Origin of the sequence: Fusicatenibacter faecihominis, assembly GCF_020686945.1 — a bacterium.
GTDB lineage: Bacteria > Bacillota > Clostridia > Lachnospirales > Lachnospiraceae > Limivivens > Limivivens faecihominis.
In genome coordinates this window covers 86,084-102,513 of sequence record NZ_JAJEPR010000001.1, presented here as the reverse complement: position 1 = coordinate 102,513, position 16,430 = coordinate 86,084, and the positions used below count along the sequence as shown (strand labels likewise).

Genomic DNA, 16,430 nt, shown 5'->3' with positions numbered 1-16,430 from the left:
GAAAACAGAATGAGCAAAGCAGCAAGGGCATTGCTGAAGAAGATCAATGACAAGAAAAATGCGATCAGAGGTCTTCAGGGGCAGGGAAAAACACAGGAAATGAAGGATCAGATGGCGGAACTTCGTGAGATGCAGGAAGAATTCGACATGCTGATGGAAATGGAAGAAGACGATGACGATGGTATCAAGGATTCTTTACACAATGGGAAGGTGAAGGAAATTGAAGATGGTCAGAAGTCTAAAAAGTACAGCAAAGCGCAGGTGTGCAAAGCGTTTGTAAACAGGATCGTATGTGGTCTTCGTAAACGTGCTATGCCGGAAGAAGATCAGGAGATCATGGACAGCTTCAAAAACATGATGAAGGAAGGCGTAGACGAGGATGGAGGTTTTACGGTTCCGGAGGATGTAAGCACAGACATCATTGAACTGCGCCGTACAGAAAACGATCTGGAACAGTACGTCAATGTCGAAAAGGTAGCGACAATGAGTGGATCCCGTGTGATCGAAGTTGATGCAGACAGTACACCTTGGGGCGACGTGGATGAAGGTGGAGAATTCGGAGAGGAAGAAACACCGAACCTGAAACAGATCAAGTATGCAATCAAGAAAAAGGGCGGAATTCTGAAGACAACACGCGAACTGCTTCAGGACACTGCTACGAATATCCTTGCATATCTGAATAAGTGGATCGCAAAGAAGTCAAGAGCGACAAGAAATGCTGCAATTCTGAATGTGATTAACACAATCACAAAAGGAAAAGAAGTTGCGGTTGCGACTTTTGATGATTTCAAAGATGTATTCAACGTGAAGCTGGATCCGGCGATTGCAGTAAGTTCTATTGTATTGACGAATCAGGATGGCTTTAACTACATGGACAAGCTGAAGGATAAGGATGGCAAGTACATCATGCAGCCGGATCCGACAGATGCAACAAAGACACTTCTTTTTGGCAAGTATCCGGTAAAGGTTGTGAGCAATAAGACACTGAAAAGCACAAATGTATTAAAAGGCGGAACAGGATCTGACAAAAACGATGTGACTGGTTACAAATATCCGGTATACATGGGAGATCTGAAGGAAGCTGTTACCTTGTTTGACCGTGAGAAAATGACGATCGAACTTTCTACTGAAGCGGGAGATCTGTGGGCGAAGGATCTGACGGGAATCAAGGTTCGTGACAGATTTGACGTTCAGTCTGTCGATGAAACTGCGGTTGTTAAAGGAGAAATCAGCGTTGCTGTGGCTGGCTAACAAAAAAGGGGCGTGATGATATGAGCCTAAAGGAATTAAAGCAGTATCTGCGCGTCGATTATACAGACGATGACAGCATGATCGAACTAATGCATGATGCTGTCATAGATGAAATGAAGGAACTGATTCCGTCATTCGATCCGGAAAAGCCAACAAATAGGCAGAAAATACTGATCTGTTCGTATGTGAAGGAATTATACGATCACAGGGATCGAATGTACAACAACGGGAAAATCACATCTGATTCAACGGAACGCATCAGGTACGCGATTCAGTCAATGATGCTGAAAGAAACGTTAAGGGGATAGCATGGCAACAGCAAGGATCAAATTTTATAAGCGAAACAAAAGTCTGGAAAACGGACGGCAGCAGGAAAAAGAACCGACACTGTTTTATGAAGCATGGTGTGAGATCAGAAACCTTTACGGGCAGGAATTGTATGAAGCACTGGATGTCAGACTGGAAAATGCAATCGTATTTGAAGTGAGATATTGCAGACGTATAAAAGAGATTAAAGTACATGCAAAAGATTTCTTGATCGAATTTGAAGGCGACAGATATGACATTTATGCAACGGATTTCAAACAAAATGACAGGCAGTATGTGCAACTGAAAGCCAACAGACACGACTGACAGGAGGAAATAGAGATGGAAATATCGTTCCGATTTGAAGGATTTGAGGAAGTACAGCGTGGTGTGGAAGCCCTGTCGTCAAGTGCTGAAATCGGAGCGATCAATAAAAAAATATTTCAGAGATCCGCCGATATTACAGAACCGAAGATGAAGGCACACATGGCAAGATCTGCTGACAATTCGAAGTCAGGACGGAATGGATACAGACCGCCGGGACATGCGCGGGACAACATTCCTAAGAAGGTAACGACCAAAAAAGGCGAAGTCGGATGGGAATTGAATGGCGACGCGCAAAACTGGTTTTACATGAAGTTTGTGGAGTGGGGGACATCAAAAATGCCGCCACGGGACTTCCTGAATAATACGAAATCGGAGTGCGAAAGCGAATATCACATGATAGCTGATCAAGAGTACCAGAAAGCATTGAACGAAAAACTGGGAGGATAAAACAGTGGATGTTATTGGATTGGCGGCGGAAGCATTGAAGCCGATTTCAGATGAAGGAACAATCGTACAGCAAGGATGGTATGACGAAAGCCTGAAACGGCTTCATGTGACACTGTGGAAGCTACAAGACACAGAAGATGCACATTCAGATGATGAATGTGAAATTGAAGCGGCAAGCATACAAGTGAATATCTGGTCACGGAGCGATCAGCAGGCACTTGTGAAAAGAATAAAAAAACTGATGAAGGAAAACGGATTTCTATTTCAGGAAGGAAATGATCAGAATGAAACAGATACGGGGATCTTTATCAATGCGATGCGATTTTTAATTTTGAAAGAAGCAGAGGAAATGGAGGAATAAACATGGCAGCAGAAAAAGAAAAGATCGTGCGAAGCAGGACTGTATCGTTCAGAGATATTCATATCGCAAAAGTTACAACGAATACAGAAACGGAATACGTGGCAGAAACGCCGTCAAAGTTGGCACGCGCGATCACAGGAAAGATCAGCGATGAATTTGAAACTGAAAAAATTTACAGTGATGATTCGGTTGAAGATGTAAACATGTCATACAAAGGGACAAGCGTGGAACTGGAAGTGAACAGTTTGGCGCCACAGGATAAGTCACAGGTATTCGGGCATCTGTATGAAAAAGGATTCCTGATCAAGACGAAGGATGACAAAGCACCAGAACTTGCGCTTGGATGGCGCGCGAAGAAGCTGAATGGCAAGTATGAATTCAAATGGCTGTACTGTGGAAGATTCGGTCAGGGATTTGAAGATAATTACGAAACAGAAGGGGAAACAAAAACAACGCAGACAGCAACATTGAAGGGCGATTTTTATGCCCGTCAGATGGATGGAAGATATGAATGCAGCGTTGATGAAAGCAATCTTCTTACGGAACATACAGAAGCAGCGGCAGCGATCAAAGACTGGTTTTCAAAAGTTCAGGAAAAACCGGATGCAGCATAAAACAGGAGGGAAAAGAAATGGCAGCAGCTAAAACAAAGAAAAGATCAATTATCATCGGCAACAAAGAATATACGATGCCGCAGAAGATGTCCACGATGGCATATTTGCGCTATCTGGAAGTGCGCGACAGCATTATGGACACAGAAGCGAAACGGGCGTTGTACACAAGACAGCAGTTCATGGATATGATGGACGTTATTGTTGAAATGTACGGAAACCAGTTCACAACAGATGACATGCTGGATGCTGAAACCGGAATGACACCGGATTCGATCGTGATGGAATTTGCATTGATGGATGTATCAGTGGGTGAAAAGGTTGATAAAAGAACGGAAGACTTCGCGAAAAATTTTACAAATGGCAAGTGATGCCGGAACTGATCTTGTCGTGTGGACACAAAGAATATGTCTGCACGACGATTTCAGTGGAAATGTATCGCAGATATACGGAAATCATGGAACGGAATGACAGTGATTCGATCAGTGATGCTTTTGAAGCGAATACGAAGATTTTAATGACAGTATTCGGAGCAAGACAGCGGGAGGTGGAAGAAGCCGATCCGGAAGATGTATTGTCAGCTGTGAAAGAAATCCATTTCATGATGCAGGATGTGATCACGAAGAAATTTCTGGATCTTAATCCAGAACATCCTGAAAAGATACAGAAAGAAAAATCTGCTTTCGACGCATATGACGAAGAAAATGGATATAACGATGAAGATCCGGGTGAAAACCTGTGGAAGATATGCAGGGAAAATGTGGATCGGATAGTGAAGATCTGTATCAATCTTATGAAAAACTCATATCAGCAGTGCATAGAAGCGGACATCATGAGCCTTTTAGATCATGCGGCATTCGAGATTAGGACGGTCGATGAGAAGTAAAGAAAGGAACGCGAAACATGGCTAAGACCTTAATTGAGATTAGGGCAGAAACGTCGCAGTATCAGCAGGCGATGCGTCAGGCAGCAGCAGAGATGAAAAACCTGACGGCACAGCATTCGCTGGCTGCGGCACAAGCAAAGTTAAGCGGATCCGCGCAGGACGCCCTGCGTGCAAGAGTGACCGAACTGACATCGAAGATAGATGTTCAAAAGGGGATCGTGCAACAGAATGGACAACAGTATGACAACTTAAAACAGAAGTTGGAACTGCAAAAAACAGCGCACGATCAGCTGAAGACAAAGGTTGAAGCGGCAAAAAAAGCATATGAAGATAGTGCGAAAGCGACAGGCGAAGACAGCGAAGAAACACAGAAGCTGAAGGCAGAATATGAAAAGTTGTCTTCGCAGCTGTCCACCAGTGAAAACCAGATCACAAAAACAGAAACAGCGATCACGAAGCAGGAAGCGGCAGTGAATCAGTCGAAAGCTGCGCTGACTGAAATGGAAGCGGAATTGAAAAATGTGAACGCAGAACTTGCGCGTGCGCCGTTTGATGAATATGCAGCAAAAGCAGAAAAGGTTGGCGGCACATTAACGAGTGTGGGGCAGAAACTTCTTCCGTTATCGACCGGTATTGCAGGGCTTGGAGTTGCGGCTGTTAAGACGACAGCGGATTTTGACAGTGAAATGTCGAAAGTATCAGCAATTTCCGGAGCAACAGGAACGGATCTTGATAAACTGCGAGGAAAAGCCCGTGAAATGGGCGCAAAAACAAAGTTCAGCGCATCAGAAGCTGCACAGGGGATGCAGTATATGGCGATGGCTGGATGGAAGACGCAGGACATGATGGACGGCTTGGAGGGCATCATGAATCTTGCGGCAGCATCAGGAGAAGATCTTGCATCGACATCCGACATCGTAACAGATGCCCTGACCGCCTTCGGACTTTCGGCAAAAGATTCCAGTCATTTTTCTGATATTTTGGCGGCAGCATCATCGAATGCAAATACCAACGTGTCGATGATGGGTGAAACGTTTAAATACGCAGCCCCGGTTCTCGGATCGTTAGGATACACAGCAGAAGATGCTGCGCTTGCGATCGGATTGATGGCAAATGCAGGTATCAAGTCCAGCCAGGCGGGAACATCTTTGCGAGGAGCCATCACGAACCTTGCGAAGCCAACAGATACTGTCGCGGCTGCGATGGATAAGTATGGAATATCATTGACAGATAGTTCCGGTAAGATGCTTTCGCTGCGTGAACTGATGGAACAGCTGCGGCAGAAGCTGGGTGGACTGTCAGAAGCGGAACAGGCACAGGCAGCAGCGGCATTATTCGGAAAGGAAGCAATGTCCGGAATGCTGGCGATCATAAACGGATCGGATAAAGATTTTGAGAAGCTGGCAGGAGCGATCGACAACTGCGATGGATCATCTGAAAAGATGGCAAACACAATGAATGACAATCTTCAGGGACAGATCACGATCCTGATGTCACAACTTCAGGAACTTGCTATCAGCTTCGGGGAAATTCTGATGCCAAAAATCCGTGATATTGTGACACATATTCAGAACTTTGTGGACAAACTGAATGCAATGGACGAAGGACAAAAAGAAACAATTCTTCGCGTCGGAATGTTTGTGGCAGCACTTGCACCGATGCTGATGGGATTGGGGAAAGTGATCACGTTCAGCGCAAATGTATCACGCGCACTTGGAACGCTGTCAGCCGGACTTGTAAAAGCAGGCGGATTTTCAGGAGTATTCACGAAAGCACTGGGATTGATTACATCACCAGCGGCGATTGTAGTGGGAGTGATTGCAGCAATTACAGCAGTCATTATTCATTTATGGAATACGAATGAGGATTTCAGAAATACGATCACGGCGATCTGGCAGAAAATCAAAGATGCATTCACAACATTTGCAGCAGGAATCAGTGAAAGACTGTCAGCGTTAGGAATTACATTCAGCGACGTGACGTCAGCAATAAAAACAATCTGGGACGGATTCTGTAATTTGCTTGCACCAGTGTTGGAAGCTGCCTTCAGTACGATTGCAATCGCATTACAAACAGCTTTCAATGTCATTCTTGGAATATGGGATGTATTTTCTGCTGTATTCAGTGGTGACTGGTCTGGTGCGTGGGAAGCTGTAAAAGGAATTTTTTCAAGCATCTGGGATGGTCTGAAAGAATATTTTTCGACAATAATCGGAGCAGTCAAAGGTGTAGCGGATGTTTTTCTTGGATGGTTTGGAACTAACTGGGAAACTGTCTGGAATGGAGTGAAAACCTTTTTTGAAGGAATCTGGAACGGAATTTCTTCGTTTTTTGAAGGAATCTGGAATGGGATTTCAACATTCTGCACAACGGTGTGGAATGGAATTGTTACAAACGTGACGGCGTTCTGCACGACCGTACACGATACGATCAGCACAATCTTTAATGCTGTGAAAGATGTCGTGTCTAATGTGTGGGAAACAATAAAGAATGTGGTTCAGGTTGCGATCATGTTCATAGTGGAAGTTATCAAAGCAGCATTTGAATTGATAACCGTACCGTTCCGGTTTATCTGGGAAAATTGTCGAGATACGATCATAAGCGTATGGGAAACAATCAAAAGCGCGGTACAGACAGCAATCAATTTTGTGAAAGATAATATCATCACGCCAGTGATGAATGCGATCAGCACAACGATCACGACGGTATGGAATGCAATTCAGACGACATTCACGACAGTGATAAATGCAATAAAGTCTGCGGTACAGACGGCATGGAATTTCATGAAGGATAATGTGATCACACCAGTGATGAATGCGATCAGCACAACGATCTCGACGGTGTGGAACACCATTAAAACAACATTCACGACAGTGATAAATGCAATAAAGTCCGCGGTACAGACGGCATGGAATTTCATGAAAAACAGCGTGATCACGCCTGTAATGAATGGAATAAAAACAGTCATCACAACAGTGTGGAATGCGATCAAAACGGCGGTGCAGACTGTCGTAAATGCGATCAAAACGACGGTGCAGACTGTATTCAACGCAGTAAAGACAACAGTGACAACAATCTGGAATGCGATCAAAACAGGAACATCGACGGCATGGAATGCAGTGAAGACTGCGGTGACAACACCGATCAATGCCGCAAAGTCAGCAGTGACATCTGCGATTAACGGGATTAAGTCAACGATAAGTTCTGTATGGAATAGCGTGAAATCAGCAACGTCTTCGACATGGAATGCAATCAAGAGAGCGATCACAACACCGATCAATGCTGCAAAAACTGCGGTAGGAAATGCGATCAGTGCGATCCGATCAAAATTCAACTTCAGCTGGTCATTACCGCATTTGAGACTGCCACATCCGTCTATCAGCGGATCATTCAGCTTGAATCCGCCATCAGTTCCACATTTCAGCATTAGCTGGTATAAGAACGGCGGTATTATGACGAAACCGACTGCATTCGGGGCGGCAGGTGACACATTGCTGGCAGGAGGAGAAGCGGGAGCAGAAGCAATCCTTCCATTGAAACAGTTCTATGACAGGCTGGGCGACATGCTGGATAAAAAGTTGAATGCAATTATGACAGGAACAACGGTATATGTCTATGTAACAATGGACGGCGAAGTCGTGGCAACGAAAGTATATTCAAAAGTGGAAGAAAAATTCACAGATGAAATAAAACGGAGGAGGTAAAACATGATCATAAACGGGATTGACGTCAGAAGATACGGGGCGACATTACTGACGGCAGAAACAAAGCCCCCGAAGATGACGGCAAACTATGAAATGATGTCAAAAGCACTTCTTCCGACAGAGTACGACACAGATATTCCACTGGGTTCTATGACAATGACCATATACTTCAGGGGAAAGAACAGGGCGACACTGGAAAGAACAATGTCATCTTTTATGCAGAATTTCAGGTCATCCTGCATTATGGAAGAAATCAGAGGATTCAAAGGAAAATACAAAGGTTTTCTGGCTGGCGATGATTACGAAAAAACGCTTGAAAAGGAAAAAAGAATTCTGACATTAGAATTTGATGGATTCTTTTTTGACGATGAAGCAGAAGGGATATTTGATCAGGAACTGGAAGGAAAGCTGTACGCAGAAGGAAGCCGGGATACACCTTGCATTATTGAAGTGACAGCAAAAGCGGATCTGACAAACTATAAGATAACACTAAACGGGGAACCGTACACTATTGAAAGCCTGATGAATGACGAAACGATTGTGATTAACGGGAAGACCGGAAAAATAACAAAGGAAAGGGATAACGCTTTCGGATCCGTGGATCTGTGGGCGTTCCCTAAACTGAAAACGGGAAGAAATGACCTTACGTTTTCAACGAATGGCGCAAGGGTAACAGTTAGGTATTCCCCGATGTGGTTATAAAGGGGGGATGATATATGCTTCAGATATATGATGATCAGCACAGGAGAATTGCAGGAATAGATGATCCGGATGATCTAAAAATTGAAAAAACATTATCATCCGGAGATAAACAGATTTCATTCAGTTATCCGAAAACAGGATCAGAAATTGAAAGTCTGCGGGCTGAATATTATATCAGGACAAAAGATGATGAATATGTTCTGAAGGAAATAAAAACAGGAGAAAATAAAAACAGTTATGTAGCACAGCTGAATATAGAAGAACTGGAATCACAGGAATTTCTGTACGGATTTGAGAGTGTAACACAGACGGCGCGCGCCTGCTTGGAATTCGCTTTTGATGGAACAGGTTGGACGGTTGGAATTTGTACAGTAACAAAGCGAAGAACAGTCAGCATTGATGAAACGTGCAATGCTTGGGATGTACTTCAGGAGGTTATGGACACATACAGATGCGAATGCAAGATCGACAACATCCAGAAGAGAATAGACCTATATGAAGCGATCGGAATGGATCGCGGAGCGTATTTCATAGAAGGATTAAACCTGCGGAAATTGACATTGAAATCAGATACATATGATTTCTATACAAGGATTTATCCAGTGGGAAAAGATGGGATCACACCGGAAATTATGCTGGGGGTTCCGTATATTGACAATCATCAGTATTCAGATAAAGTGATTCCGCGCTATTGGAAAGATGAACGATACACCATCACTGAAAATCTGATCGAAGATGCAACTGCGAAGCTGGACACAGCATCGAAGCCGTATACAGCATATACTGCTGACGTTGCGGATCTAGCATCACAGAAAAAGGAATACAGCATTCTGGAATATGACATCGGTGATACGGTGCATCTGATTTCAAAAACGGAAGCTATAAAAGAAAAACAGCGGATCGTGAAGATGACGGAATATCCGCAGCATCCGGATAAAAACACCTGTGAACTTTCTAATGTGACAAAGAGTTTTGCACAGCTTCAGGAAGAAACAGAGGAAAAAATGAAGTCCGATGCAGTGGATCAGGCACAGGCAAGGACAAAGAAAACGCTGAATGAAGGATACTGGACAATCGAACAGGCACAGGCTGCAATTAAATCTTCAGAAAGCGGGATTATGACATCGGTTCAACAGGTCAGAACAGAACAAAGGGATCTGACCTATGCAGCAGAACAGGAAGCGAAAGACTATGCTTCGCAACTGAATGAAAAGACCATTGAAAGAATGACAAATGAATATTCAACAGCACTGAATCAGACTTCAAATTCATTTGATATGTCTATTAAGTCGGTCGAAGAAACTGTGACATCGCAGGGCGACGAACTGGAAGAATTCAGAAGAGAGAATGAAACATATTTCCATTACACGGATGATGGAATGGAGATCGGAAAAAAGCAAGATGGCGGGGTACTGCCGTTTTCGACATTGCTATCCGACAAAAGACTTGAATTCAGGCAGGAAGGCGTTCCAGTGGCATATGTGCAGTACAACAAGCTACACATTGAAAATGTCGAAGCGGTGCGAAGGTGGTCAGTCGGAGCAGCAGACGACGGCGGATACTTTGATTTCATATCCACGCAGTACGGGATGGGCGTGAAATGGAGAGAAGCGGAGCAGGTGGAAGAAACGGCAACACAGAGCGCCAAAAGGCAAAAACGGAAACAGGAATACAGACAGCTGATCGACGATGATGGAATATTCGAGGTAGTAAAAGTATGAGTACGACAAGAAGAGAAGTACCAGTCACAAGTATATATGCGAACGCTGTCTTCACCGGGAATGTCAGCGGAGATGTAACAACAATCACATCCGTAACGTTCACGCAAAATGAAGACGACTGGCTGCTGGGCGTAAAAAAAGAAGATATGCCATCGGTCATGATCATTGATGGAAAACAATACAGATGGACAGTGCATTCCTACTTTACATTAAATACCATCGTAGCACAAGGAACATGGGTAAAAAAAGCAACACTGAACATTGGAACAAAGCTGACAATTAGAAAGCCATTCTTCAAAATTGTATACGGTCAGAATCCGACACAAGAAGGAACAGAAATGACCTTCTCATTTTACGATCTGGGATCATTTGTACCATACGGATTCGATCCGGGGGCTTCGGAATTTGAAATTGATGGAAAGACGGCAGTTCCTATCAATATAGAAAATGCAGATGAAGATTCACTATTTTCTGTGAAACTGTCATCTGATGCAACGTACAGATTCAAGTGGGCGATTGGATCAAAGTCGTATACGCTGGACAAAAAAACGTCCGGAGCGACAAGGATCAATACAAGCTATACTATACCGAAAAGCTGGAATGAAGAGATAAAAAACAGTACAGCGGGTTCCTGCATACTTTCAGTTCAGGTGTTGTTTGGATCGCAGGTATATCAATCAAGGGATACTGCGGTGAGGGCGACAGTCCCGGATGATTGCGTCCCGGTGATCAATTCTATATCCATCGCAGATACAAAAGGGCGTGTCCCTGCGGCGTGGGGGATGTTCGTGGAACATAACAGCAATATAGCCATTACAGCAGCGAATATCACAAAGTCATATGGCGCGGATATTGTATCAGTCAATATGGAACTGAATGACAGGACATATTATGGAACGCCTTCTGCATTGCCACAGTCATATATGTTGGAAGACTATGGGATCATGGACGTGACAGTGAAGATTCGTGATACAAGAGGACGGACGGCAGAAAAAACTGCAAAAGTGACAGTAGTGGAATATAATCCGCCGACGATTCAGGTGGATTCTATGAGGTGCGGACAGGATGGAACACTGGAAAATGAAGGCACATACTTTTTAGCGACGACAGACAGCACATATTCAACCTGCAACGGAAAGAATAAAGCAACACTTCAGATGCAGTATAAACTTTCAAGTCAGGGCGCATATACGTCAGCAGTAAAAGAACTTCCGATCGGGGAAGCGACAACTGTTTGCGGCGGGGATCTGAATACAGAATTTTCATATGATGTTCGTTATGTGCTGAAAGATACATTCAATACAGTGACGGTCATTGACTTCGTATCAACAGCGGTATATGCAATGCATTTTTTGCATGGTGGGCGCGGTGTGGCTTTTGGATCGAAGGCAACCGTGGAAAACGCAGTGGATTTTACGTTTGATGCGATATTCAGGCATGGGGTGAAATTCATAAAATCAGATGGATCCGAAGTGACAATGCAGCAGATCCTGAACAAACTCGGATTATAGAAAAGGAGGGAAGACAGTGGCACTTGGAAAAGTAATTCAGCGAATTGAAATCGAAATGTCGGGCGGGACAAAACAGTATATGGTGTCTGCAAAACAGGGAGATCGGGCAACAAGATATGTCGAAACCGTACTACTGAATCATGGGAAACCGTACACGATCCCGGCAGGATCCAGCGTCACAGCTTTCATCAGAAAACCAGATAGACACAGGGTATATACACCGTGTGAATTCACGGACAATGTTGTGATGGTGGAATTGGACAGTCAGGCACTGGCAGCAGCGGGAACGGCATTGTGTGAAGTGGAAGTGAAATCTTCAGATCTGATGCAGGTGGTAACATCGGTCACTTTTGAAATAGAGATTGAAGCAAAGGTGAAAGATGAAGATGCGATCGTTTCGGGCGATGAACTTTCTATCTTCGATAAGACAATGAAACAGTATGCTGATCAGGAAACGAAACGTGTGAAGGCAGAGGAAGCCAGAGTGCAGGCAGAAACAGGTCGCGTGAAGGCAGAGGAAGCCAGAGTGCAGGCAGAAACAGGTCGTGTGAACGCGGAAAAAAGCAGAGTGTCAGCAGAAAGTGATCGCGTCACGGCAGAACAGGAAAGACAGAAGCAGGCGAATGAAGTTCTGGATAAGGCGAATGAAGCTGTAAAAATTGCGGGGCAGATCAATGAAGCGTCATATATGTTGGATAAAGATGAAAATATCAAATATGCATATGCAATTTATACAGAACGGGGGATCCCGCATCTGGCATTAACACCGATCAAGGAGTAAACAGGAGGAAAAGAAGAATGGAAGGAATTGATTTATCATTTCCGTCTTATGCACAGCATGAGAGAATGGCGGCGGCATTGGAAGCGATCGCACTGAATGGCGGACAGAATTCGGCGGAAGCACTTGACGCTGCGTGCAGACAATTACTTGACGGAACAAATACAACACGGGTTTTCTGGTCATGGTATCCGCGTGCGCTGGCAGCAGGAGAAACAGACAAGTATAAATTACTTTCACGGTTTGCAACAGCAGCAGCGCAGGCATGGAATGGAAAGACGTATACACTGCGAAGCTATGATCCGTCAGTATCAGGAATAACAAAAATGACACCGATGGATGATCTGGCAGATAAAGTGGCAGCACAGCTATGTACAGAAAATACTGAAGCGGTCGAGGACTGGGCGGATGAAGATCCGATGACATGGTATATCAGAGCAAACGCGCTGTCACTGGAAGACGGAACCATGAACATCACATATTTTGAAGGTGAAGACGGTTTTGACATCACTGGTGAAGATGCACCAGTATATACATTTGCGCTTGCATTATGGATTAAAGAATGGAATGACGGTGCATACGATTATATTTCATTCAGAACAACAAGGGGATCCGGCTATTATCCGGATGCGGGGGATGTGGATCCGAAAAATAAAAAGCGACCGATCACATGGCACGCAACATTCCCTGGTGGTCTGGACAGCAAAGGCGCGTTGACATCCGGCGCAGGGATCAAGGCATATAACTTCGCATCAGCAACGGCAGGGATCCAGAAGGCACGACAGAAAACAATTTATGAAGGACTGTGGAATGACTGCGATACAAGATGGATTCTTCGTATGTGGCAGTTAAGACATTTTGATCTGGAAAACTCAAACATTGCCGAAGGATGCACAAGTTACAACTATCAGTACATGGCGGCGTTACCGGAAGAAAATGTGAAAAGGGTTCTTCTGTCTGCAAGTCAGGCAGCAGGATTCATTGTCGGATCAACGGTATCGGTTGGCGATATGGGCGCACAGTCGAATAAAGACAGATGGAATGCATGGATGCGTAACCTTGCGGATCTGGTGAAAGTATCTTCAATCGAAAAGGTAACAGTCGGCGGAACAGAATACACAGCGATCAATCTTGACATCAGCGGAACGATCACAACGACAGCAACAACGTGTATTTCAACTATGCCGTGGCATTCGGGCGCAACAGAAGCATTGCCGGGACATAAAGACGGATGCACATTCAGCTTGACGGCAGGAAAGACACCGCTTCGTGTTGCTGGTGTAGAAGTTTTGGACGGATCGTATACGATCGGGCTGGATCCACTGTATGATACGACTGCAAATGAAGCGGGCGGGTTTGATTACACTGTGTATCAGTGCCGCGACAGTCAGAAACTGTCGGGATCAATCACAGCGGACTACGAAGATACAGGCATTGTATATTCCGGTATGCCGTCCGGATGGAACTATGTGAAAGCATTTATCAAGTCAAAGCTGGGTGTGTTGTTTCCGAAGTTGATCGGCGGATCTTCGACGACTTATTTTAAATCGGCTTTCTGCGGTACCGGCTCCGCCGGGGTTCGCTGTCCGTGGCGTTTTGCGGGCTTGAACGCTGGCGGGGTTGCTGGTCTGGCTGCGGAGGATGGCGACGATGCGCCGGGTGGCTCGTACTGGGGCAGTCGTCCGCGGCTTTGTGGCGCGGGTAAAAAGCGGGGTGAATGGTCTGCGTAAGCAGACCAGAGGGGCAAGACCACTCATACACGCCTAGCAGGAAAAGAAAATAAAAAGGGTATGCAGGCGCGGGATCGGCTTTCTACGGTACCAACTCCGCCGGGGTTCGCTGTCCGTGGCGTTTTGCGAACTTGAACAATGGCGGGAATGCTGGTCTGGCTGCGGAGAATGGCAACAATGCGCCGGGTAACTCGAACTGGAACAGTCGTCCGCGAATTTATGTATTTATGAAGGCAGGTGAAAACTTGCTGAAATGCGTCTGTATATCCGCGCATAAGCGAAAATCAGTAAAACCGGAAGCCGGGAAACTGGCATGTATAACCGTGGGTTATGCGTGCGGCAAGTAGTAATAAGACGGATCCTGATTCAAGGATCTGCCGCAACCGAAAGCCGCTTCACACATAAAGTAAAAATAAGATGGCACATAAAAAGAGATATAAAAAGTTAGGCAGACAGCTGTGTGAACAGGCAGTTGTCGAATGCTTCAAAGGAAAATGGAGAAGAAACGATGTACTGACGTTTATCGAAAAGTATGCAGGAATTCCACGCGACGATATAAAAATAGATGATTTATCCGGATCGTGGAAGTACAAAAATGAAGCTGTTGAAGCGATTGGCTTGGCAATGCTTGGGATTGTGGAAGATCTGGTCGATCACGGAATAGAACCGGACGATATGGAACCAGTGACGATCCGGCAGCGTCCGGATGGAATGACGGGAAAGATCAGGGACATTGCACTGCTGTGTATTATGCATCAGCTGATCGGTCATATTACGAAACTGATGATAGAACCATTGATTCAGGCACGATTGCTTCCGACGCAACACGCAAGCATTCCGGGACACGGGCAGACAATGCTGAAAGATCAGATGTTGCGTTATTTCCTGAAGGAATCGCTGGGAATAGAATATGTGAGAAAAACAGATGTTGTACATGCATATGCTTCACTTCAATATGATGTATGTATAGATCTGGTGATGATGGAAATCCCGAAAGCAAGATATGCGATCGGACTGCTGAAATATTTAAAGAGCGTCGCACCGGGCGGGCATCTGATCATCGGCGGGTATCTTGATGCATGGCTCTTTAATTTTGTGATGTCGTATGCGATCCGCTATCTGTATACACTGGGATCGACGCGAAGAGGGAAAAAGATACCGTATGTTATACGCTGCGGAACATTTATGGATGATTTTTCGATAGGATCCGGATCCATAAAAGGAGAACAGCGGGCAGTGAAAGCATTGGACAAGTGGATGACAAAGAATCAGCACTTGCAAATAAAAGAAACGACAGGAATTATCAAGCTGTTGCCGATTGAAGAAGAAAAGCGAAGGCGGAACCTGCCACGTCCGGGGCAAAGGGGCGTACCGATGCTGGACATGGCAGGATACAGAATCAGCAGAACACACATCACGATCCGGCGGCGCGTATTCAAAAGGGCAAGACGACAGCTGATCCGTGGATATAGAGAACTGAAGCGTGATGGAACACTGCGCCGTGAACGGGCGCAGAAGATAATATCGTATAACAGCTATATTGAACAATCTGATTCATTCCATTTACAAGAAAGATACCACACGGAAGAACTGCTTCAGGTGGCGCATCGCGTAAATGGATTCTATGGACAACTGGAATATCAGAAAAGAATGGAGGAATTGCATGATTTACTTGAACGTAGATGCAGATCAGAAGCCAGAAAAGGTAATGATGGAAAATCTTCCGGGTGGCGCAATGACCGTCAGAATGGCGGACAATATCAAGGAATACTGTCAGGAAGACGCAAAGGATCGGAAGATGTACCGTTTTGATGAAGTAGTGTTTGAACTTCCGGCGGACAGCACGATCACGACAAAACAGATCGAAGATGACTTTGAAAAATACTGGGAGTACGGGAAGACTGATCAGGCTGGAAAAGACGAAGACATGAAAGACGATGAACCGGATCCGGAAAGTGGGGGAATGACGCGGGCAGAAATGACCGTTGAAATTCAGAAACTTCAGGAAAAGAATGAAATGCTGGAATCCTGTCTGCTGGAAATGTCGGAGCTTGTATATGCTTAATTTTGTTAGGCATTCAATATACAAAATTTT

The 16,430-nt window shown here is 44.9% G+C and carries 16 protein-coding genes; all 16 read left to right on the top strand.

The genetic code is table 11. From position 1 onward, the window contains the following. Window positions 1-9 precede the first annotated feature (9 nt). The 16 genes from LKD71_RS00455 (at window position 10) to LKD71_RS00380 (ending at window position 16,400) form a co-directional block, all read left to right on the top strand. Complete coding sequence (locus tag LKD71_RS00455) at window positions 10-1,251, top strand: phage major capsid protein (RefSeq protein ID WP_227613930.1); 1,242 nt, start codon at window positions 10-12, stop codon at window positions 1,249-1,251. Between the two features lie 20 nt (window positions 1,252-1,271). Further along, on the top strand, window positions 1,272-1,559 hold the full coding sequence (locus tag LKD71_RS00450; RefSeq protein ID WP_005422851.1) for a head-tail connector protein: 288 nt from the start codon (window positions 1,272-1,274) through the stop codon (window positions 1,557-1,559). Window position 1,560: 1 nt separating this feature from the next. Next, the gene (locus LKD71_RS00445) at window positions 1,561-1,884 is read left to right on the top strand and encodes a phage head closure protein (protein WP_005422850.1); all 324 of its coding nucleotides are present in this window, start codon (window positions 1,561-1,563) and stop codon (window positions 1,882-1,884) included. Window positions 1,885-1,899: 15 nt separating this feature from the next. Then, window positions 1,900-2,331 (top strand): HK97-gp10 family putative phage morphogenesis protein, encoded by a 432-nt coding sequence (locus LKD71_RS00440; protein WP_005422849.1) that lies wholly within the window; start codon window positions 1,900-1,902, stop codon window positions 2,329-2,331. A 4-nt stretch (window positions 2,332-2,335) separates the two neighbouring features. Beyond that, a complete protein-coding gene (locus tag LKD71_RS00435; RefSeq protein ID WP_227613929.1) occupies window positions 2,336-2,692 on the top strand; it encodes a hypothetical protein in 357 nt (118 codons plus the stop codon). Window positions 2,693-2,694: 2 nt separating this feature from the next. Further along, window positions 2,695-3,306: a major tail protein gene (locus tag LKD71_RS00430; protein WP_227613928.1), complete on the top strand. Its 612-nt coding sequence runs from the start codon at window positions 2,695-2,697 to the stop codon at window positions 3,304-3,306. Between the two features lie 17 nt (window positions 3,307-3,323). Next, entirely contained in the window at window positions 3,324-3,674 is a 351-nt protein-coding gene (gene gpG / locus LKD71_RS00425) for a phage tail assembly chaperone G (RefSeq protein ID WP_173903034.1), read from the top strand. A 14-nt stretch (window positions 3,675-3,688) separates the two neighbouring features. Continuing rightward, complete coding sequence (locus LKD71_RS00420) at window positions 3,689-4,189, top strand: hypothetical protein (protein ID WP_227613927.1); 501 nt, start codon at window positions 3,689-3,691, stop codon at window positions 4,187-4,189. 17 nt (window positions 4,190-4,206) lie between these two features. Beyond that, window positions 4,207-7,893 (top strand): phage tail tape measure protein, encoded by a 3,687-nt coding sequence (locus LKD71_RS00415; protein ID WP_227613926.1) that lies wholly within the window; start codon window positions 4,207-4,209, stop codon window positions 7,891-7,893. A gap of 3 nt (window positions 7,894-7,896) precedes the next feature. Next, window positions 7,897-8,595, top strand: coding sequence for a phage distal tail protein (locus LKD71_RS00410; protein WP_227613925.1), 699 nt, complete (start codon window positions 7,897-7,899; stop codon window positions 8,593-8,595). Between the two features lie 14 nt (window positions 8,596-8,609). Continuing rightward, on the top strand, window positions 8,610-10,316 hold the full coding sequence (locus tag LKD71_RS00405; RefSeq protein ID WP_227613924.1) for a phage tail protein: 1,707 nt from the start codon (window positions 8,610-8,612) through the stop codon (window positions 10,314-10,316). Next, complete coding sequence (locus tag LKD71_RS00400) at window positions 10,313-11,827, top strand: DUF859 family phage minor structural protein (RefSeq protein ID WP_227613923.1); 1,515 nt, start codon at window positions 10,313-10,315, stop codon at window positions 11,825-11,827. Before LKD71_RS00405 ends, LKD71_RS00400 begins: the two co-directional genes overlap by 4 nt. A 16-nt stretch (window positions 11,828-11,843) precedes the next feature. Beyond that, window positions 11,844-12,608, top strand: a complete 765-nt coding sequence (locus tag LKD71_RS00395) for a BppU family phage baseplate upper protein (protein WP_227613922.1) — start codon at window positions 11,844-11,846, stop codon at window positions 12,606-12,608. Window positions 12,609-12,625: 17 nt separating this feature from the next. After that, a complete protein-coding gene (locus LKD71_RS00390) occupies window positions 12,626-14,335 on the top strand; it encodes a hypothetical protein (protein ID WP_227613921.1) in 1,710 nt (569 codons plus the stop codon). 417 nt (window positions 14,336-14,752) lie between these two features. After that, window positions 14,753-16,147, top strand: a complete 1,395-nt coding sequence (locus LKD71_RS00385; RefSeq protein WP_227613920.1) for a hypothetical protein — start codon at window positions 14,753-14,755, stop codon at window positions 16,145-16,147. Beyond that, window positions 16,134-16,400 carry a hypothetical protein gene (locus LKD71_RS00380; protein WP_005422823.1) on the top strand — a complete coding sequence of 89 codons (267 nt, stop codon included), beginning with the start codon at window positions 16,134-16,136 and terminating at the stop codon, window positions 16,398-16,400. Before LKD71_RS00385 ends, LKD71_RS00380 begins: the two co-directional genes overlap by 14 nt. Window positions 16,401-16,430: the final 30 nt, after the last annotated feature.